Source organism: Burkholderia catarinensis (genome assembly GCF_001883705.2).
GTDB lineage: Bacteria > Pseudomonadota > Gammaproteobacteria > Burkholderiales > Burkholderiaceae > Burkholderia > Burkholderia catarinensis.
Window position 1 is genome coordinate 233227 of sequence record NZ_MDEQ02000009.1, and the last position, 20216, is coordinate 253442.

The 20216-nt window shown below is 64.0% G+C and carries 14 protein-coding genes and 1 pseudogene; 9 read left to right on the plus strand and 6 right to left on the minus strand.

The window, feature by feature from the left end:
• Nucleotides 1–246: 246 nt before the first annotated feature.
• The 5 genes from BFF94_RS17060 to BFF94_RS17080 form a co-directional block, all read right to left on the minus strand.
• Nucleotides 247–714: a DUF2087 domain-containing protein gene (locus BFF94_RS17060; RefSeq protein ID WP_128847944.1), complete on the minus strand. Its 468-nt coding sequence runs from the start codon at nt 712–714 to the stop codon at nt 247–249.
• Between the two features lie 551 nt (nt 715–1265).
• Nucleotides 1266–3134, minus strand: a complete 1869-nt coding sequence (locus tag BFF94_RS17065; protein WP_158062087.1) for an insecticidal delta-endotoxin domain-containing protein — start codon at nt 3132–3134, stop codon at nt 1266–1268.
• Between the two features lie 1253 nt (nt 3135–4387).
• Nucleotides 4388–4984 carry a c-type cytochrome gene (locus BFF94_RS17070; RefSeq protein ID WP_128847948.1) on the minus strand — a complete coding sequence of 199 codons (597 nt, stop codon included), beginning with the start codon at nt 4982–4984 and terminating at the stop codon, nt 4388–4390.
• A 1546-nt stretch (nt 4985–6530) separates the two neighbouring features.
• The gene (locus tag BFF94_RS17075) at nt 6531–7493 is read right to left on the minus strand and encodes a response regulator transcription factor (protein WP_246637357.1); all 963 of its coding nucleotides are present in this window, start codon (nt 7491–7493) and stop codon (nt 6531–6533) included.
• A gap of 4 nt (nt 7494–7497) precedes the next feature.
• The gene (locus BFF94_RS17080) at nt 7498–11073 is read right to left on the minus strand and encodes a hybrid sensor histidine kinase/response regulator (RefSeq protein WP_246637358.1); all 3576 of its coding nucleotides are present in this window, start codon (nt 11071–11073) and stop codon (nt 7498–7500) included.
• Between the two features lie 187 nt (nt 11074–11260).
• Between BFF94_RS17080 and urtA the strand changes: the two genes are divergently transcribed.
• From urtA to BFF94_RS17120, 8 genes are all read left to right on the plus strand, one after another.
• A complete protein-coding gene (gene urtA / locus BFF94_RS17085) occupies nt 11261–12529 on the plus strand; it encodes an urea ABC transporter substrate-binding protein (RefSeq protein ID WP_128847953.1) in 1269 nt (422 codons plus the stop codon).
• A gap of 92 nt (nt 12530–12621) precedes the next feature.
• Nucleotides 12622–13539, plus strand: coding sequence for an urea ABC transporter permease subunit UrtB (urtB, locus tag BFF94_RS17090; protein WP_128847956.1), 918 nt, complete (start codon nt 12622–12624; stop codon nt 13537–13539).
• A 64-nt stretch (nt 13540–13603) separates the two neighbouring features.
• Complete coding sequence (urtC, locus tag BFF94_RS17095) at nt 13604–14773, plus strand: urea ABC transporter permease subunit UrtC (protein WP_128847958.1); 1170 nt, start codon at nt 13604–13606, stop codon at nt 14771–14773.
• A gap of 2 nt (nt 14774–14775) precedes the next feature.
• Nucleotides 14776–15519, plus strand: a complete 744-nt coding sequence (urtD, locus tag BFF94_RS17100) for an urea ABC transporter ATP-binding protein UrtD (protein ID WP_128847961.1) — start codon at nt 14776–14778, stop codon at nt 15517–15519.
• Between the two features lie 16 nt (nt 15520–15535).
• Nucleotides 15536–16225 (plus strand): urea ABC transporter ATP-binding subunit UrtE, encoded by a 690-nt coding sequence (gene urtE, locus BFF94_RS17105; RefSeq protein ID WP_128847963.1) that lies wholly within the window; start codon nt 15536–15538, stop codon nt 16223–16225.
• 66 nt (nt 16226–16291) lie between these two features.
• Complete coding sequence (gene fmdA, locus BFF94_RS17110; RefSeq protein WP_128847965.1) at nt 16292–17530, plus strand: formamidase; 1239 nt, start codon at nt 16292–16294, stop codon at nt 17528–17530.
• A gap of 16 nt (nt 17531–17546) precedes the next feature.
• Nucleotides 17547–17936 (plus strand): FmdB family zinc ribbon protein, encoded by a 390-nt coding sequence (locus BFF94_RS17115; protein WP_219139578.1) that lies wholly within the window; start codon nt 17547–17549, stop codon nt 17934–17936.
• Between the two features lie 22 nt (nt 17937–17958).
• Nucleotides 17959–18999 carry an aliphatic amidase gene (locus BFF94_RS17120; protein ID WP_128847967.1) on the plus strand — a complete coding sequence of 347 codons (1041 nt, stop codon included), beginning with the start codon at nt 17959–17961 and terminating at the stop codon, nt 18997–18999.
• A 75-nt stretch (nt 19000–19074) separates the two neighbouring features.
• On the opposite strand, the pseudogene BFF94_RS17125 reads toward BFF94_RS17120, so the two are convergent.
• A pseudogene (locus BFF94_RS17125) lies at nt 19075–19278 on the minus strand (dTDP-4-dehydrorhamnose 3,5-epimerase family protein); the annotation flags it as partial.
• Between the two features lie 282 nt (nt 19279–19560).
• Between BFF94_RS17125 and BFF94_RS17130 the strand changes: the two are divergent.
• Nucleotides 19561–20211 carry a hypothetical protein gene (locus tag BFF94_RS17130; protein WP_128847969.1) on the plus strand — a complete coding sequence of 217 codons (651 nt, stop codon included), beginning with the start codon at nt 19561–19563 and terminating at the stop codon, nt 20209–20211.
• The last annotated feature ends 5 nt before the right edge of the window (nt 20212–20216 follow it).

Consider the following 20216-nt stretch of genomic DNA (forward strand, 5'->3'; position numbering starts at 1 on the left):
ACTCACGGGCACGCGCATCGACCAGCGCGTCCAGCCGAGGCGGGGCCGGGAGAAGGTCTTGCGTCGAATGAATGGGCATCTTGCCGCCTCCAGGCCGGAGATGGCGTTCGGAATCCGCGCATCGCACGTCTCTATCTCGATGTCTGCGCGTCACGCGCGCCGGCGCGGATCGTTGAATCAATTTGCGTCGATCGGAATGGAGCGCGAGCCGGCGTCGCATCCCGGGGCACGCACATGTGCGGCCGGTCAGTTGTCCGCGTGGTTTTTCCGTGCGTGTGCCGCCATGCGTTCAGCGCGCAGGGTCTCGTGTCGAGTGCGTGCGTCGGCCACGAAGCGCGCGACGTCGATCGACTCCAGCGCCGCGACGGCGTCGTGCGCCGGGTGATCGCCCGGCAGCGGCCGGCGTTCGTAGCTTCGCCCAAAGCCATCGCGTTGCCAGTAGCGCAGATCGATCAGCGTGCGCCTCAATTCGACATGATCGATGCGCAGCATCGAGCCGGCTTCGCCGAGCCATTGCTTGAGCGCCTGATTGACGGCCGGCTCGGCGAGCGGCGTGTTCGCCTCGATGCAGACGGATGCCAGCGCCAGTATGACGGACATGTCGCCGGACGACAGGTTTCCGAGCGTGATGCCTTGCTTGGCGGCGAGTTTTTCGAGTACAGCCAGGGCGCTCGGCTGTTCCGTTGCCAGTTGTGTGTTCACCAATTCTTTCATTCGAGAATAATCGGAAGTGGGACAAAAGTGATGCGGCGACCGGACGCGACTTCACGCCCGGATGAGGCTCGCGGCGAGAAGCCGCGCATTGCACTGCTTGATGCCACTGCCGCCGAAGCGGATCGGTTGGGCGGCCTTTCCGCCACCCGGCCGGGCTGCCGCGTTGGGCCGGCAGGCTTTGCTCGATCTCTGCCGTTTCGTCAAACTCGAAAATGACATTGGCACGGCGCGATTAAGGCAGGGACGCGACCAATGGGACGAATCCGATTTTTCGACCGCAATGCCGACGCGGACCACACGCTTTACGGTTGGCCCGCATGTCGGGTCCAGTATGTATAAACAAATGCCAGTGCGGCTAGATTACCTCGGAAGGAATGAGTCACGATCAGAAGTGGAGATTTCCGGCTGGGTTGCGTGGCGAACGGTCGTCGCGAGGGGCTTACCATTCGCGCGAGTGCCGGACAGCTCGTGTGCGACGTCGACGCTCGCGTGTCTGGCGCTCTCGCCACGATGACTGGCGTGCCGGGGCGCCCGATATGCGCGTCGCCGGCTCATGTTCGCGTCGGCACGACGAGCAAGCTAGCGAAGCGAAATGCGTTTTCGCCGAGATCGGCGTTGCGTGCGATTTGCACGTAGTTTGTGCCGGGTGAGAACGGAAAGACGTCAGTCGTCTCGTAATAGAAGAACGCCTGGCCGTCCTCGCCAAGCAGCGCAGGTCCGCTGTCGTGCGCGGCAAGCGTGGCCGAAGCGAGCGTGCGTTGCTTGTCGTGCGCGAGGAGCGTCAGATTGACGAACGTGTCCGAGGTCGTCCTGACGTCTGCCAGAAGCGGGATGAGACGGCAGGTGATCGGTGCGGCGGTTCGATTCGTCACGACGAACGTCAGGTGCTTGCCGACCAGGATCGACTTGCCGATCATCACGTCCGGATAGGCTGTCGGCGCACCAAGCGTCGTTGAATCAACGGTGCTGTAACCACATGTCAGATCGAGTTCGAGACCGACGTCGGCGTTGAGCAATTCCGCGAGCTGCGATGCAGACGAGTAGTGGCGTAGTGCCATGCCGGCGTACGGAACCCCGCGGCTCGAATCCTCGCGGCAGGTCTTGCCGGAATAGGTGCCCGGATTGCTCAGGAACGCCGAGACGAAATAACCCGGCTCGAGCTTCGCCGCGTTGTCGGGCGAGTACGACTGTATGTAGCCCGGATTGTCGACCAGATCGACTACGTTGCCGTATCCGTCGGTTGCAGCCGAATAGCGGGCGCCGGTGCCGTCCTGCATTTGCAGCGCATACAGGATCTGGTCTTCGTCACGACTGACGATCGCACCTCGGACGGCCGCCTTCCAGATGCAGTTGCGGCCATCCGTCAACTCTCCCTTCGATTGATTCGCGGCGAACGAGCGCTGAATCGTGGCCAGGCCGCCCGACACGCCATCGAAGTCGCCGGTGCAACCTTGCGTGTCGATGTGTGTCGGCCGGCCGGCGCCATCGACGAAGGTCTGATTCAGTCGGACGACGCTAGGATCGCCGCCGTAGCCGCAATGGCAAATTGCGAGCAGGTCCGTCACGTACGACGTGCGCGACACGAGCGTCGCATCGGCCGTGCTTCGCACGACGTCGTTCGTATAGATCTCCATCGAGTTACGGAAGTCGATTTTCGCTTCGTGCGATGCCGTGAAGTAGGTCTTCGCCGATTCGAGAAACTTCGCGTAACCGAGCGTATAGAAATTGCGGACGTAGTCGTTCTTTTTCGCCGGATCGGAAAGCGAGCTCAAATGATCGGCGAGCACTTTCCGCATGTCGTTCTGGTACTTGTAGATCTTCTCGCGCATCTCGTTCAGTGTCGCGGCGATCGTGTCGGGCGCGAGACCGAGTTCGCGACGCATCGACAGGTACACGCCATACATCGACAACTGCGCGCTGCAGGCGAGCGCATGCATTGTCAGTCCCTGGTATTCGGACCCCTTGATCAGGAACATCGGCGTCAGCATGGTGCAGCCGCTCCAGAACGCCACGAACTTGGCGGCAATGCTGTCTGCCATCGATCTCGAGTACGGCGGCGCATTCGTTCGCACGAATTCGGCGAGGAAGTGCAGGTCGTCGTTGATGCCGGCCAGCGTCCGACGCATGATCTCGACGTTGTTTTTCGAAATCTCGTCTGTCGCAATACGCCGGATTACTGTTTCTTCATCCGGCCCGCGCTCGAACAGCGTATTCAGGTGATTGAACAGCAGGTTGAATACTTCGCCGACGATCGGCCCGACGGCCGGAATGAACGATGCGAGCGCCTTGATCGTGACCTCGCCGAAGGCGATGAGTCCCGGTAGCGTATTGGCCGACAACGCCGAATCGACGACATCCGCGATCGCGATCGCCGCCGACTGGTATTGCTCGATTTGCGTCTTGATTTCACCGAGCTTCATTTTGAAACCGGGAACCAGCAAGTCGTTTTCGTCGAAAGCATGGATAGGCAGGGCGGCATTTCCCCCGACACCCGATGCGATGGCGCGTGATCGGGCCGGTTGCGTGCCGCTGTCGTCGCCGCAGGCGGCGAGAAGTGGCAGCACCGCACTGCATGCGCTGTACATCAGGAAGGCTCGTCGGTCGATTCGAGATGTCATCGCGTCTCCGTAGGAAAGTGACGGTGCATCGTGCGGCCGGCGTGATCGGTGGTGAATCGGCTGGCTGACGTGCGGATACCCGGCGTGCCGGGCAACGGGAACGGATGTGGGGAGGAGCGGTTCGGGTGCCGCGTATCGGTTGGGCGAAGTGGCCTTTTTCTTGTTCGGCTGCTTCTTTATGACGGGAAGGATAACATTTTTGTGTACGAAGCCTGACTCGCGGATTTCGAGGAAGAAGCTCCCCTCGTCGCGATATCTATAAGCGCACGACGCTTGATGACTGGCTCAATCGAAACTTGAGCCGGCAGATAAGTGCTTGGTGTCGGACCAGCAAAAAAAGGTTCATCGCAGATTACCGGGGAACGCGGGGAGGGCCGTCGGCATTCAGCCAACTCCCGCCATTGCCCCCTACTTTTCCAACGGACATTCGAATGTTGAATCCGCACCGGATAGCGGACCTTTGTGCTCGAATCAGCGGGGAGCGCTATGCAGCTCACCCCATGCAAGTGCTGCTTGACGCTGACACTTGTCCTGCTATCGTCAAAGCCATATCGTTTCGTGCTGTGCGGCGTGCCAGTCGTGGGTAAAGGCGATTCGTGCGTACGGGTTGTACCCGCGCAGATAGATCTGTGGGTGGGCCGGATCACCCGCACTGCGCTCGCCGAGGGTATAGCCACTTAACTTGAACCAGCGCCCGTAGGGAGTCAGTTCAGGAAATTGCCCGCCGGCGTGACACGCCACGCAGCTTTGCCCTGTTTGACGTGCGAATATGGGCAATGGCCTGGTGCAGGCAAAGCACCGCCAGTACAACAATCCAGGCGCGGCGAAACAGACAGCAGGATATTCGATCGCGGGCAAGAGCGGACGTCATGGTCGTTTCTCCCTCTGCAGTGTCGCACCGCATCTCGCTCTTCATTAGAGTAATCGGTAGCGAAGGCGAGTCAATTAGCGATGAGTGAATCTCCCGGTGCCGTGGCAACTGCGCATTGATCACAATTATCAGGCATACGAAATAGATTATTCAAAGTCCGCCGACGCGCTATGCGATCGGCATTTCATTTTGATTGCAGATAGACAGAAACGGCTTTGGCCTGTTCGTCATCCAAAGTGTGCGCCACTGCGCTCATCACAGGCGCATTGCCACGCGTACCGTTTTTGAAAACCTCGATCTGATGTAATAGATACTCCTTGTGTTGCCCGGCCAGCCGCGGGAATGCGCCGGCCCCCTGAGCCTCCGCGCCATGACATGTTGCGCAAGCTGGCACGCCCTTATCCGGCACGCCGCGTTCGAAGATTTTCTGCCCCTTGGCCGTCAAGGCGGCATCTCCAGTCGCGCCTCGCGTTGCCGGCTGGTGCGAGAAATAGTCGGCCAGCGATTTGACGGCGGCGGCGTCCAGCAGTGCGGCCATGCCCCACATGTAATCGCGGGCAGTGTTTTCGCCGCGCGCGTGGTCGCGGAATCCCTTCAATTGCGCTTCGATGTATTCGGGGGTCTGCGCATTGAGCTTCGGAAACATCGGCGATACGCTACGCCCGCCTACACCATGGCAGCCGGCACAGATCTGCATGGCAATGTGGGGGCCGTCCTCGCTTTGTGCGAGGGCCGGAGTCAAGGTGAAGCCAGTGGAGGCAAGCAACGCGATCACGGGCATTCGTGGACGGAGGATCATTTTTTATCAGCGTTGTCTTCAAGACGATCGGATGAAAGCTGTCGCCCCGTCTAGGCAGCATAGGTTATTTTCGAACTCAATGCGAAGGGAAAGTTGAAGGCGGACGTGTTGTGTCACAGATGCGGCCGGTCCTGGTACGTTGCCACAGGCAACGGCGCTCGAGTGACGAATCCTGAGTGTCTCGATCACGGTCGGGCCGGTCCGTGAAGCGCTTCGGCATAGCACTTCCCCCAACGGGCTCAGCTTGTTCGTTTTCGCGCGGCGGCAAAAATTGTCCAACCGTCTCATGTGCGCCTAACGGACGGCCGTGAACGCCGGCCGGGTCGCCCCCGTCGGGGCGGGCACTAGCAGAGTGTTTCTACGGAATCAGTCATTCGCGGAGGTGCCATACAGTACCCCACAATTAACCGAAATGGTCATAGTTCCTTTGGAACCAGCCGGTGGAACTGCGCCCGCTCGAAGGGCAGTTCAGGGTCGGCAAGCGACGTCCACGGAAATCCACGAAGAACCAAAAAAAAGCCGATCAAAGAATGATCGGCTAAAGAGTTCTGGCGATCCGAGGATGACATATGCCAGAACCCAGGCTCGGTGTGCATGGAATTTCTTGGATTCGGTGCATTATCCGGAGGGCAATAGTATTGCTCAAAATCTTTAGTAATTTAAGTCTAATTATTTGTCAGAAATGACACCTATTTCATCGTTTTTAGATTGTAATTAAATATGTCATAGGTGGTGCGCGCTATTGTGATCAATCATGTATTTTTTTCTTGAAATCAAATGGTACGCAAAAAAGAATTTCACAATCACATAAATTGGATGAGTTTTGTGGATGAATAATCCTTGTAATTCAACCAATCTTGTCGTCTTCGATGTTTTCGTGATCTTCCCGGTCGGGAACGGGAAAATGATATGATTCCAGTGCATGGTGATTCGTGATCCGGTAATGTCATGACACCAGACGCTCGCGTAGTTCCACGTTCTTGTATTACAAATTTGTGACAGGCGCCCTCGGTACGAGCAAGCCATACCAAGCTACGACGCTACGATTCGATGACCGCAGGTTGGGACGGGATGCGGTAGGTTGGCTCTCGAAAGGTGAGTCATTCAAACGTAGAGGTAACCGGCGTCCGGACTGCCTGCTTGTTGCTTTTCCAACTGGTTCGTTTATCACAAGCCGGATGCGAAACATGGTGGAACTCTGTAGTGCGTGCGTGAGCCTTCAAGGTCATCCCGCCGACCGGTCCAACGACAGTGGAATGACACTGATTGGAATCGGCGCGTGTGACGGGACAGTGGCAATCGAGCACTATCGCTGTCAGCGATGTGGTGTCGTCATGCACCGGCAGTTTGTAGGTAGTCCGGCTGAACGGATCTGGACTGTCCTGTATCGAACGGCATGATGCCCCGCCAGGGCATCGTTCCTGGCTTTCGGCTGCACTGTACGACGATGGGAATACCGATGCGGATTGTCGAGCGCCGGTGAACAAGGCTGGCTCAAATCCCGTCGCAAGCTACGGCACAGCGCGTCTTACCCGCGTCCGAGTGCCTTCAACGCCAGTGCCGCCGCGGCCGAGCGCGTCTCGAGATGCAGCTTGCGGAACAGGTGTTCGAGGTGCTTGTTGACGGTGCGCGGCGCCATGTCGAGGATGTCGCCGATATCGCGGTTGGTCTTGCCTCGCGAGACCCACAGCAGCACCTCGGCCTCACGCGTGGTCAATCCAAAGCGCCCGATCAGCGTGGCAACCTGCGCGTCGTCGTCGGAGGCTTCGAGCACGATCACCCATTCGCCCTGATCGGGCGTGCCGCTCACGCGCGCGGAGCGGCGCACGCCGCTATCGGCCGTTTCATACACGGCATCCTCGGGGCAGCCCTGCTCGAGCCATTCCATGAACCAGCGCGTCAGCGGCGGCGGCAGTATCGCGCGCGCGATCGACAGGCCCGCGTCGTGGCCGGGCTCATCGTAGCTGGCGAGCCGCGACGCGGCCTGCGCGCTCTGCCAGCGGATCGCCGCCGCGCCGTCGACGATCACGGCCGCGCGCGCATCGAGCCCGAGCACCGTATCGGCATAACGCTGCGCACGCGAGCGCTGCACGTGTGCGGCGATTCGCGCGCACACTTCTTCGGGCCGCACGGGCTTGGTCACGTAGTCGATGCCGCCGACGCGAAATCCCTGCACCACGTGCTCGCTTTCGGCGAGCGCCGTCATGAAGATCACCGGCAGATGCTCGTGCCGCCGGTCGAGCTTGATCCGCCGGCAGGTCTCGAAGCCGTCGAGCCCGGGCATCATCGCATCGAGCAGCACCACGTCGGGCGTCACGCGCGCCAGGCATTTCAGCGCATCGTCACCGCTGAGCGCCACCAGCACGGCATAACCGTCGGCGCGCAGCATGTCGGACAGCAGAGCAAGGTTGTCGGGCGTATCGTCGACGATCAGCACCACGGACCGATTCCCGAGCACGCCGGGCAGCGCGGCTTCGGGGATCGCGCGCATCGATTCAGTCATCGGCGCCGAGCGGGAGACGGTCAAGCTCATGCTCGAACTCCTTCAGTTGAAATAGCTCGGCTCGTTCGCGTAGCGCTGCCAGCGCCGGCGCCAGGCCGGGATGGCGCGCGACAGCGATGTCGAGCGCTTCGATCAAGCCCTGTACGTAACCGACGTCGAGCAAGGCCCTCAGTTGCGCGTGCGTCGAGCGCGGCAGGACCGGCGACGCAACCGGGGCCGCCGGAGCGGGCGTGGCCGCGACCGCATGCGTGGCGGCCGAGGGCGACACAGCCGCTTGCATCGCAGTCCCCTGCGTCGTGGCAACGCCGAACGCTACGTCGTCCGCATGCGTTGCCGTCAATGAATCGGGTGCCCCCGTCTGCGGGTCGGTCCGCGCGTCGTCCGTCATGACCCATTCGAGCTTCAGCAGGGCTGCCAGCTTGTCGAGCAGTACCGGCACCTGCACCGGCTTCACGAGGTAGTCGTCGCAGCCGATCGCGATCGCACGCTCGCGATCGTCGGCGAAGGCATTGGCCGACAGCAGCATGATCGGCGCGTCCGAGATGCGTCGCTCGCGGATCAGCCGGCCGGTCTCGTAACCGTCCATGACCGGCATCGAGATATCCATCAGGATGGCGTCGGCCGCTTGCGTGCCGAGCCAGCGCAGCGCGCCGATCCCGCTGTCGGTCTCGACGATGTCGAAACCGAGCGGCGCGAGCATCTGCGCCACGATGGCACGCTGGTCGGGCAGGTCGTCGACGATCAGCAGGGTACGGCGCGGCCCGCGATAGCCGGCGATATCGGCCAGTTCGGTGCGCGCCGGCACCGCCGTGTGCACCGCCGGCGCGAACACCTTCACCACGAAGCGCGTGCCGCGCCCAAGCTCGCTGTCGACCTCGAGGCTGCCACCGAGCGCATGCGTGAGCAGCTTGCAGATCGTCAGGCCGAGCCCCGCGCCGTGATCGTTCGCGCTGGCTGTGACGCCGCGCTCGAAGGGCAGGAACAGCCGCTCCATGTCCTCAGGTGCGATCCCGGGCCCGGTATCGATAACCTCGAACGTCAGCGTGTCGAGCGTGTGGCCGACGCGCAGCGTCACGCCGCCGGCCTGCGTGAAGCGGATCGCGTTGCCGATCAGGTTGGTCAGGATCTGACTCAAGCACTTCTGGTCCGATTTGACGGTGGGAGGCAGCCGCGCAGCCGGCTGGACGACGAAGTCGAGTGCTTTCTCGACCGCCTGCGGCCTCAGCATCGAGGTCATCTGCGCGAGGAAATCGGGCAGCGCGATCGGCGTGACGTTCAGTTGCAGCTTGCCGGCCTCGATGCGCGCGACGTCGAGCAGGCCGTCGACCAGCGCGAGCAGGTGCTCGCCGCTGCGATGGATGGTGCGGATCGCGTTGAGCCGCGCGGGCGGGACATCTTCGCGCGCCTGCAGCATCAACTGCGCGTAGCCGAGGATGCTGTTGAGCGGCGTGCGCAGCTCGTGGCTGAGGCCGGTCACGTAGCGACTTTTCGCGTTGTTGGCGGATTCGGCCGCGGCCCGCGCGCGCTTGAGCGCGGCATCGGTTTTCTGATGCGCGTCGATCTCGTGCATCAGCAGCTCGGTCTGGCGCTGCGATTCCTCCTGCGTGACGCGCCGGTTCTCGCGCTCGAGCACCGGCCACCAGGCGGCGATGCAGCCGATCAGCGAGAGCACGACGAACACTTTGACGTAACCGTTGGCAACCTCGTGCCAGGCTGCGGAGCCGGGCGCGGCCAGCGAATCGGCGCTCTGCGACCAGATCAGGTAGAGCACGGTGGCAAGCAGCAGGGAGATCACCACCACCAGGCTGAGGTAGTGAGCCAGACGCACGCCGGTGGCGCCGAGCCGCGCATTCGGGAACAGCCGGTGCAGGACGCGCTCGAGTTGCGCGCCGATCCGCGCGTGCGGCTTGCAGCGGTCGTTGCAGCGCGAATCGAGCGAGCAGCAGAGCGAGCAGATGGTGCCGCCGTAGGCGGGGCAGTAGGCCGTGTCGTCATGCTCGAATTCGTTCTCGCAGATCGCGCAGCGCCGCAAGCCGGCTAATGGCTCGGGTTCGGCCTGCCGGGCGAGGTAGTAGCGGCCGCGCGTGGCGATCGCGATGGCCGGCGCGGCGACGAAGGCGACGCCGAGCGCGATGAAGGGCGACATGGCGCGCGCCAGCTCGCCGAATGCGCCACCGTGCGCGAGCATGGCCACCACGGTGGCGATCGTCATCGCGCCCACGCCGACCGGGTTGATGTCGTACAGATGGGCGCGCTTGAACTCGATATCGCGCGGGCTGTAGCCGAGCGGCTTGTTGACCACGAGGTCGGCGAACAGCGCGCCGACCCAGGCGATCGCCACGTTCGCGTACATCGACAGCACCTTGCCGATCGCCTCGAACACGCCTATCTCGACCAGCAGTAGCGCGATCAGCACGTTGAACACCAGCCACACCACGCGCCCCGGATGGCTGTGCGTGAGCCGCGCGAAGAAGTTCGACCAGGCCAGCGAGCCGGCATAGGCGTTGGTCACGTTGATCTTGAGCTGCGAGACGATCACGAACAGCACGGTGGCCGGCAGCGCCCAGGTGGCGAGCCCGAGCGGGTCGAGCAGCAGATGGTAGGCGACCAGGTACATCTGGGTCGGCTGGGCGGCCTGCGTGACGCCGATCTCGTGCTGGATCGCGATGAAGGCGAGCAACGCGCCGCCCAGCATCTTCAGCGCGCCGGGCACGATCCAGCCGGGCCCCGCCGCGAGCAGTGCGATCCACCAGCGCCGGCGGTTGCGCGCGGTCAGCGGCGGCAGGAAACGCAGGTAGTCGACCTGCTCGCCGACCTGCACGATCAGCGCGAACACCACGGTCGCGGCTTGCCCGAACGCGATCACGCTGAACGCGCGGCCCTCGGGCGCGAAGCCGGCGAAGGTGGTCCATTCCCGCAACAGCGCGGGGTGGTGCCAGAGCACCGCGCCGTAGGGCAGCACGAACAGCACCAGCCATAGCGGCTGGGTCCAGCTCTGCAGGCGATTGATCAGCGTGATGCCGAACATCACGATCGGAATCACCACCAGCGAGCTGATCACGTAGGCGACGCCGATCGAGATCGGAAACATCAGTTGCAGCGCGAGCGACATGATCGCCGCTTCCAGCGCGAAGAAGATGAAGGTGAAGCTCGCGTAGAGCAGCGAGGTGACGGTCGAGCCGATATAGCCGAAGCCGGCGCCGCGCGTGAGCAGGTCCATGTCGACGCCGTGTCGCGCGGCGTAATAGCTGATCGGCAGGCTCGTCATCCAGATCAGCACCGAGACGGCCGCGATCGCGCAGACCGCGTTGGTGAAGCCGTAGTCGACCACCAGGCTGCCGCCGATCGCCTCGAGCACCAGGAACGAGACCGCACCGATCGCGGTGTTCGCGACCCGGAATTCGGACCAGCGGCGAAACGAGGTGGGCGCGTAACGCAGCGCATAGTCCTCGAGCGTTTCGTCGCCGACCCAGGCGTTGTAGTCGCGGCGCACCTTGACGATGCGTTGGGTGACGATAGGTCGCCCGTCGGCTCGTGCATCGGGCTCGGGAGCGACGGACTGGTGCATCGGGGCCATGTCGGGTGATCCAGGTTGGGGCGCGGATGGCGGGTGGGATGCGTCACGCAAGTTACATTCCAGGCGCGCGTCGGGATATACGTCAATCGACGTATTTCAGTCGTTTATTTGGCTTCCTACATTCCGCCTCACACGCCGGCCACCTGCTCCGGCGGACCGAACCGACAAGGAGAATGGGATGTCCATGGACGATCGATACGATGACGAAGCCCCGTCTGTGCTGCGCCGGCGCCTGATCGGCAGCCTTGCCGCCGCGCCGCTGATGGCGCTGGGCCTGCCTCGCGGCGCCCACGCGCAGACCCCGCCGACGGCGAAGGTCAATACCACCAGGCTCGCGGTCACGGACACCACGGTGACGGTCGGCCAGCTGCACTCGGCCACCGGCACCATGGCGATCTCCGAGACGGGATCGATCCAGGCCGAACGGCTCGCGATCGAGCAGATCAATGCGATGGGCGGCGTGCTGGGTCGCAAGGTCCAGATCATCCAGGAGGACGGTGCCTCGGACTGGCCGACCTTTGCCGAGAAATCCAAGAAGCTGCTCGAGAACGACCACGTGGCGGCCGTGTTCGGCTGCTGGACCTCGGCCTCGCGCAAGGCGGTGCTGCCGATCTTCGAGAAGGACAACGGCTTGCTGTATTACCCGACCTTCTACGAAGGGCTCGAACAGTCGAAGAACGTGTTCTACACGGGCCAGGAAGCAACCCAGCAGATTCTGTGGGCGCTCGACTGGGCCTCGAACACCAAGAAGGCCAAGAGCTTCTTCCTGGTCGGCTCCGACTACATCTGGCCGCGCACCTCGAACAAGATTGCGCGCCGTCATATCGAGCAACACCTGCATGCGAAGGTAGCCGGTGAGGAGTACTACCCGCTGGGCACGACCGATTTCTACTCGTTGATGAACAAGATCAAGCTGGCGAAGCCGGACTGCATCTTCGCGACCGTGGTCGGTGGCTCGAACGTGGCTTTCTACAAGCAGTTGAAGGCGGCCGGCATCACGCCTCAGAAGCAGTTCCTGCTGACCCTGTCGGTCACCGAGGACGAGGTGCTCGGCATCGGCGGCGAGAATTTCGCGGGCTTCTATTCGTCGATGAAGTATTTCGAGTCGCTCGCCAACGACAACAACAAGACCTTCGTGCAGGCGTTCAAGGCGCGCTATGGCCAGAAGGCCGTGATCGGCGACGTCACCCAGGCCGCCTATCTCGGCCCCTGGATCTGGAAGGCAGCCTGCGAGCGCGCCGGCAGCTTCGACGTCGACAAGGTAGTGGCCGCGTCGGCCAACATCGAGCTGAAGAACGCGCCGCAGGGTTACGCGAAGGTCGATGCGAACCACCACCTCTGGAGCCGTTCGCTGATCGGCGAAGGGCAGGCCGACGGCCAGTTCAAGGTGGTCGCGCAGTCGAGCGAGCCGATCCAGCCGAACCCGTTCCCGAAGGGCTACATGTAAGCGCGGGGCTGCCCGTTCTTGCCACGCCGTTTCGTCGCCCTTAGCCAGCGTGCTGGCGGCCGCCCCAGGCTGCCGGCACGAGGAGGATCCCGATGTCCGCTACCGACATTTTCAATATCACGCTGATGCAGGGCTTCGCCGGCCTGAGCCTGTTCAGTGTCCTGCTGCTGATGGGCCTCGGCCTGGCCGTGATCTTCGGCCAGATGGGCGTGATCAACATGGCCCACGGCGAATTCATGACGATCGGCGCGTACACGGTCTACCTGTTCTCGTGGTTCGCGCAGAACGTCTGGCACGGCTTCACGCCGGTCTATTTCTTCGTGGCGATCGTGGCCGCCTTCCTGCTCGCCTTCGCGGCCGGCTGGCTGGCCGAATGGGCGCTGATCCGCCATCTGTACCGGCGCCCGCTCGACACGCTGCTGGCGACCTGGGGCCTGAGCCTGGGCATGCAGCAGGTGTTCCGCTCGACCTTCGGCCCCAAGGAGGTCAGCCCTGCGCTGCCCGACTGGCTGATGGGTTCGTGGGAGCCCGCGCCGGGGCTCGACATCCCCGTCAGCGGCATGTTCGTGATGGGGCTCGCCCTGATCATGACGGGCGGCCTGCTGCTCGCGCTGTATCGCTCGCGCTGGGGCTTGCGGGTCCGCGCCACGGTCGCCAACCGGCCGATGGCCAACGCCGCCGGCATCAATACGCGACTCACCGACCGCATGACCTTCGCGATCGGCTGTGGCGTGGCCGGCGTGGCCGGCGCCGCCTTCACGGCGATCGGCTCGACCGGGCCGACCAGCGGCTCGCTCTACATCGTCGACTCGTTCCTGGTGGTGACCTTCGGCGGCGCGGCCAGCCTGCTCGGCACGGTGGCCTCGGCCTTCGGCATCGCGCAGATGCAGTCGATCAGCGAGTTCTTCCTGTCCGGCTCGACCGCGCGCGTGCTGACCCTGCTGACCGTGGTGATCATCCTGATGCTGCGCCCGCAAGGGCTGTTCGCGTCGAAAGTGCGCCGCGCCTGAGGCCGGCCGTCACGGCTTCATGGCTCGTTCAACCGAATTCCGACCTCCCGACCGGAGAACCATCATGGACCCCATCCAACCTGTCGCCAACGGTGTCGCGCCGCCCACCGGCCGCACCCGGCCCGGCGGCTGGCGCGCGCTGGCGCGCCGCGCCGATGCCTCCGGCTATGCCGGTATCGTGCTGCTGGCCATCGTGATCGTCGTCGTGTTTCCGCTCGCGCTCGACGCGTTTCGACTCAACCTGATGGGCAAATACCTGACCTATGCCTTCGTGGCGGTGGGCCTGGTGATCGCCTGGGGCTACGGCGGCGTCCTGAGCCTGGGGCAGGGCGTGTTCTTCGGCCTCGGCGGCTACGCGATGGCGATGTTCCTCAAGCTCGAATCGTCCGATCCCGTGTCCACCAGGACGCAGACCACGCCGGGCATTCCCGACTTCATGGATTGGAACCAGCTGACTGCGCTGCCGCTCTGGTGGAAGCCTTTCCATTCGCTGCCGTTCTCGATCCTCGCGGTGCTGGTGGTGCCCACGCTGCTGGCCTTCGTGGTCGGCTTCGCGATGTTCAAGCGGCGCGTGGGCGGCGTCTACTTCGCGATCATCACGCAGGCCGTCTCGCTGGTTCTCTCGGTGCTGATCGTCGGCCAGCAGGGGTATACCGGCGGCGTCAACGGCATCACGGACCTGCGCACCCTACTGGGCTGGAACATCCAGGGCAACTCGGCCAAGTACGTGCTCTATTTCATCAACGCCGCGCTGCTGATCGGCGCGATGCTGGCCTGCCGCTGGATCCAGCGCGGCAAGCTCGGCACCTTGCTGCTGGCGATGCGCGACAAGGAGGATCGGGTGCGCTTCTCGGGCTACGACGTCGCGATGTTCAAGGTGTTCGCGTTCTGCGTCGCGGCCATGCTGGCGGCGATCGGCGGCGCGATGTTCACGCTGCAGGTCGGCTTCATGTCGCCGTCCTTCGTCGGCATCGTGCCCTCGATCGAGATGGTGATCTATGCCGCGGTGGGCGGGCGGATGTCGGTGGTGGGCGCGGTGGCCGGCACGATCCTTGTCAACCTCGGCAAGACCTGGTTCTCGGAGAGCTTCCCGAATCTGTGGCTGTTCCTGATGGCCGCGATGTTCATCGGCGTGGTGATGGCCTTCCCGGACGGTCTGGCCGGCCTCTACGAGGCGCACCTGCGGCCGCGCCTGCGCCGCTGGCTCGGCGACACCACGCAACGGGGGGCATGAGCATGAGCAATACCGACTTCCTGCTGGCGGTCGAGGACCTGAGCGTCTCGTTCGACGGCTTCAAGGCGATCGATTCGCTCAATCTTTATCTCGAGCGCGGCGAGCTGCGCGTGGTGATCGGCCCGAACGGCGCCGGCAAGACCACCTTGCTCGATCTGATCTGCGGCAAGACCCGCGAAACCGGCGGCAGCATCAAGTTCCGCAACGAGGAGATCACCCAGCTCGCCGAGTACCGGCGCGTGCGCAAGGGCATCGGCCGCAAGTTCCAGACGCCCTCGATCTACGAGAACCTGTCGGTCTCGCAGAATCTCGAGGTGTCCTTTCCGCGCGGGCGCGGCGTGTTCGGCGCGCTGGCCTTCAAGCGCGACGCCGAGGTGAGCGACCGGGTGCGGGCGGTGGCCGAGGAAATCGGCCTGGCCGCCGTGCTCGATCTGGAGGCGGGGCTGCTTTCGCACGGCCAGAAGCAGTGGCTCGAGATCGGCATGCTGCTGATGCAGGACCCCGAACTGCTGATGCTCGACGAGCCGATCGCCGGCATGAGCGTGAAGGAGCGCGAGATCACGGCCGAACTGCTGGGCCGCATCTGCCAGCAGCGCTCGATGATCGTGATCGAGCACGACATGGCCTTCGTCGAGCGGATCGCGCACAAGGTCACCGTGATGCACCAGGGAAAGATCCTCGCCGAAGGGCCGATGGCCAAGGTGCAGGCCGACCCGCGCGTGATCGACGTCTATCTCGGCCATTGAACAGGAGGAACCCAGCATGCTCGAAGTCGACGATCTCGTTGTCAGCTACGGCCAGAGCGAGGTGCTGCACGGCATCGCGTTTTCGGTCGGCAAGCGCGAAAGCGTGGCGGTGATGGGCCGCAACGGCATGGGCAAGACCACGCTGTTCAAGGCGCTGATCGGCATGCTGCCGGCCAGCCGCGGCAGCGTGAAGGTGGGCGGTGCCGATATCTCGAGAGACGAGAGCTTCCGGCGCGTCGCGCGCGGCATCGGCTACGTGCCCCAGGGACGGCAGATATTCGCGTCGCTGACGGTCGAGGAGAACATTCGTACCGGCCTCGAGAACGCCAGGTCGCAGACCGTGCCCGACGATCTTTATGCGCTGTTCCCGGTTCTGTTCGACATGCGGCGCCGCAAGGGCGGCAATCTTTCGGGCGGCCAGCAGCAGCAGCTTGCGATCGCACGGGCGCTGGCCACTGATCCGAAGGTGCTGCTGCTCGACGAGCCGACCGAAGGCATCCAGCCCTCGGTGATCAAGGACATCGCCCGCGCGCTCAACCAGATCCGCGCCTCGCGCGATATTGCGATCGTGGTGTCCGAGCAGGTGCTGAGCTTCGCGCTCGAGGTTGCCGATCGGCTGTTCGTGATCGAGGGCGGCCGATTCGTTCACCAAAGCACGCGTGAGGCCGGCGATACCGACCGGATTCGCGAGTACCTGTCCGTCTGACGACGCGGCCGCGCCGCCATTCACGCGATTCATTGCGCAACATTGCCGAAGCGAGGAGCACACGAGATGACCGATACCCTGATCAAGGTCGACCTGAACCAGTCCGCCTACGAGAACGAACAGGTCCACAACCGCTGGCACCCCGATATCCCGATGGCGTGCTGGGTCAGTCCCGGCGACGACTTCATCCTCGAGACCTACGACTGGACCGGCGGCTTCATCAAGAACGACGACAGCGCCGACGACGTGCGCGACATCGACCTGTCGATCGTCCACTTCCTGTCGGGGCCGGTGGGCGTGAAGGGCGCCGAGCCGGGCGACCTGCTGGTGGTCGACCTGCTCGACATCGGCGCGAAGCCGGACAGCCAGTGGGGCTTCAACGGCTTCTTCTCGAAGACCAACGGCGGCGGTTTCCTGACCGACCATTTCCCGTCGGCGCAGAAGTCGATCTGGGATTTCCACGGCATGTACACCAGCTCGCGCCATATCCCCGGCGTGAACTTCGCCGGCCTGATCCACCCGGGCCTGATCGGCTGCCTGCCCGATCCGAAGCTGCTGGAAACGTGGAACGAGCGTGAGACCAGCCTGATCGCCACCGACCCGGAGCGCGTGCCGCCGCTGGCGAACCCGCCGTTCGCCGCCACCGCGCACATGGGGCGCCTCGGCGGCGACGCGAAAGCCAGGGCCGCCGCCGAGGGCGCGCGCACCGTGCCGCCTCGCGAGCATGGCGGCAATTGCGACATCAAGGACCTGTCGCGCGGCTCGAAGGTGTTCTTCCCGGTCTATGTGGACGGCGCCGGCCTGTCGGTGGGCGACCTGCACTTCAGCCAGGGCGACGGCGAGATCACTTTCTGCGGCGCGATCGAGATGGCAGGCTGGGTCCACATGCGTGTGAACCTGATCAAGGGCGGCATGGCGAAATACGGCATCCGCAACCCGGTATTCCAGCCGAGCCCGATCACGCCGAATTACAACGACTACCTGATCTTCGAGGGCATCTCGGTCGACGAAACGGGGGGCCAGCACTACCTCGACGTGACGGTTGCCTACCGGCAGGCCTGCCTGAACGCGATCGAGTACCTGAAGAAGTTCGGTTACTCGGGCTCGCAGGCCTATTCGCTGCTCGGCTGTGCGCCCGTGCAGGGGCATATCAGCGGCGTGGTCGATATTCCGAACGCCTGCGCCACGCTGTGGCTGCCAACCCAGATCTTCGATTTCGACGTCCGGCCGAATGCCGAGGGGCCGATCCGCCACGTGAAGGGCGACGTGGACCTGCCGATTTCCTACGACCTCGTGAAGGCCTGAAGGCCGGGAGTGCGTGATGCCGATCTACGACTTTCATTGCGAATCCTGCGGGCCCTTCGTCGCGATGCGTTCGATCGCCGAGCGCGACCGGGCTGCACCGTGCCCTGTCTGCGGCACGATCGCCGCACGTCTGGTCACGGCACCTTCGCTCGCGCTGATGTCGAGCGAGCGGCGCATCGCGCGTGCCGCGAACGAGCGCGCCGCGCACGCGCCGCAGCTGTCGGGTGAGGTGGCCGCGGCCCGGCACCGGCCCGGCTGCAGCTGCTGCTCGAGCGGGCGCGCAACGCTGGCCGGTGCGAGCGGCGGCACTGCGATCGGAACGGCATCGGGCAGCCCCGCCAGCGCGGTGGCGGGCGCCCCGGCGCTGAAACGGCCCGCCGGCCGGCCCTGGATGATCAGTCATTGAGCCAAGCAAACGGAGGACAACGATGCGACACGGTGATATTTCGAGCAGCCGCGACAGTGTGGGCGTGGCGGTGGTCAACTACAGGATGCCACGGCTGCATACGACGGCCGAGGTGCTGGAGAATGCGCGCAAGATCGGCGAGATGCTGATCGGCATGAAACGCGGACTGCCGGGTATGGATCTCGTGATCTTCCCGGAATATTCGACGCACGGGATCATGTACGACCCAGCCGAGATGTATGAGACGGCGTCGGTTATCCCGGGTGCCGAGACCGCGATCTTCTCGGCTGCCTGCCGTCAGGCGAACGTCTGGGGCGTGTTCTCGATTACGGGCGAGCGCCACGAGCAGCACCCGGAAAAGGCGCCGTACAACACGCTGATCCTGATCGACAATCACGGAGAGATCGTCCAGAAGTACCGCAAGATCATGCCCTGGACGCCGATCGAAGGCTGGTATCCGGGTGACCGCACCTATGTGACGGATGGGCCGAAGGGGCTGAAGATCAGCCTCATCATCTGCGATGACGGCAACTATCCGGAGATCTGGCGCGACTGCGCGATGCAGGGCGCCGAGTTGATCGTGCGTTGCCAGGGCTACATGTACCCGGCCAAGGAGCAGCAGGTACTCGTTTCGAAAGCGATGGCCTGGATGAACAACACGTATGTGGCGGTGGCCAATGCGGCCGGTTTCGACGGCGTCTATTCCTACTTCGGCCACTCGGCGATCGTCGGTTTCGACGGCCGTACGCTCGGCGAATGCGGCGAGGAGGAGATGGGTGTGCAGTATGCGGAGCTGTCGGTCTCGCTGATCCGCGACGCGCGCCGCAACCTGCAGTCGCAGAACCATCTCTACAAGCTGCTGCACCGCGGCTACACGGGTACGATCGGCTCCGGCGACAGCGTGCACGGCGTCGCGGATTGTCCATTCGGGTTCTATCGCGACTGGATCACCGATCCGCAGAAGGCGCGCATGGCCGTGGAAGCGATTACGCGGCCGATGCCCGGCACGCCGGAATGCCCGATCGACGGTATTCCGTTCGAATCCGTCGGTCAGACGCGTTAGGGGAGAGCGGGGAGCGGCGCAGCCGGGACGACAAAATCGCTGCGCCGCCGGCACGCGACGGCACCGCGTGAGCGCGCCTGCGTCCGACGACGGATCGTAGTACCCGGTGCACTTGTAGGCGAAGTCGGCTTCGTCGAACAGCACGCAGAAGCCGTGCGCGAAGCCCGGCGGAATCCACAGCTGGCGATGCGACACGTCGTCGAGCACGGTGCCGAACCAGCGCCCGAGATGCGGCGAGGCGGGGCGGATGTCGACCGCGACGTCGTACACGGCGCCGCGCATCGGTTGCCGCCGGCCAGCGCGCGCAACGCGCTCGCGCGTGCGAGTACCCGACCCACTCAGCCGGCGCACGGCAACGACTGATTTCACAGACCCATCGCACGGTTCGTCCCTATAGCGGTCCTGCCGGAATTTCCGGCAAGGCCGTCGCGCATCCATTTCCGGGAGAACACCATGCGATATCCATTGCAGCACGCCGACGAACGCGCCTTCGCGCCGCGTCCATCCGAACCCGAACCGCACGCACCGGCGCCGCGGGCGGGCATCGAGGAGGTGTGAGCCATGAGCAACGAAGCACTCGACCCCTTGCTGCGGCAGTTCGCGGAGAAGCGCTTGGGACGGCCCCTCGAGCCGGGCGAAGAACAGGCGCTGCTGGAGCAGCTGCCGAGCCGGCACGGGAACCCGCCGGCGCCGGCCGCCGGCACGGCCACGCAGGCACCCGCCGCGAACCTGCCATTGCCGCAGTTGAAAACCCGGCAGGAGGCGCGCGAGCAGGTCAAGCATTTCCTGCAGCTCAACCAGCAGAAGGCGTACGAGAAGATGCGCGGCATCCTGCAGACGATCGACGCGCAGAACGAGACGACCCTCGGCATGCTGGCGTCGGAACAGCGGAAGGTGTCCGGGGTACTCGACGCGCACGAGCCGCCGGGCGACGCTCAGGCATCCGGCGCGGCCGACCTCCAGGACAGCACCCGCCAGGCGCTGGCGACGATCGGCGAACAGCTGACGGGCCTCATCCGGCAGGAAATCGAAGCATGCTTCCGGCAATACGTCGATTCGCTCGCTGAACGGCTCGCCGTGCGGCTCGACGCGATATGCGATCGGTTGCAAGGCGTCGGCGCCGGTCCGACCGAACTGCCCGAACCGAGCGCGCCGGATGCCGCCGCCACCGCTGCCGTTCACGACACCCCCGGCCCAGCGTCCATGGAGTAGCACGC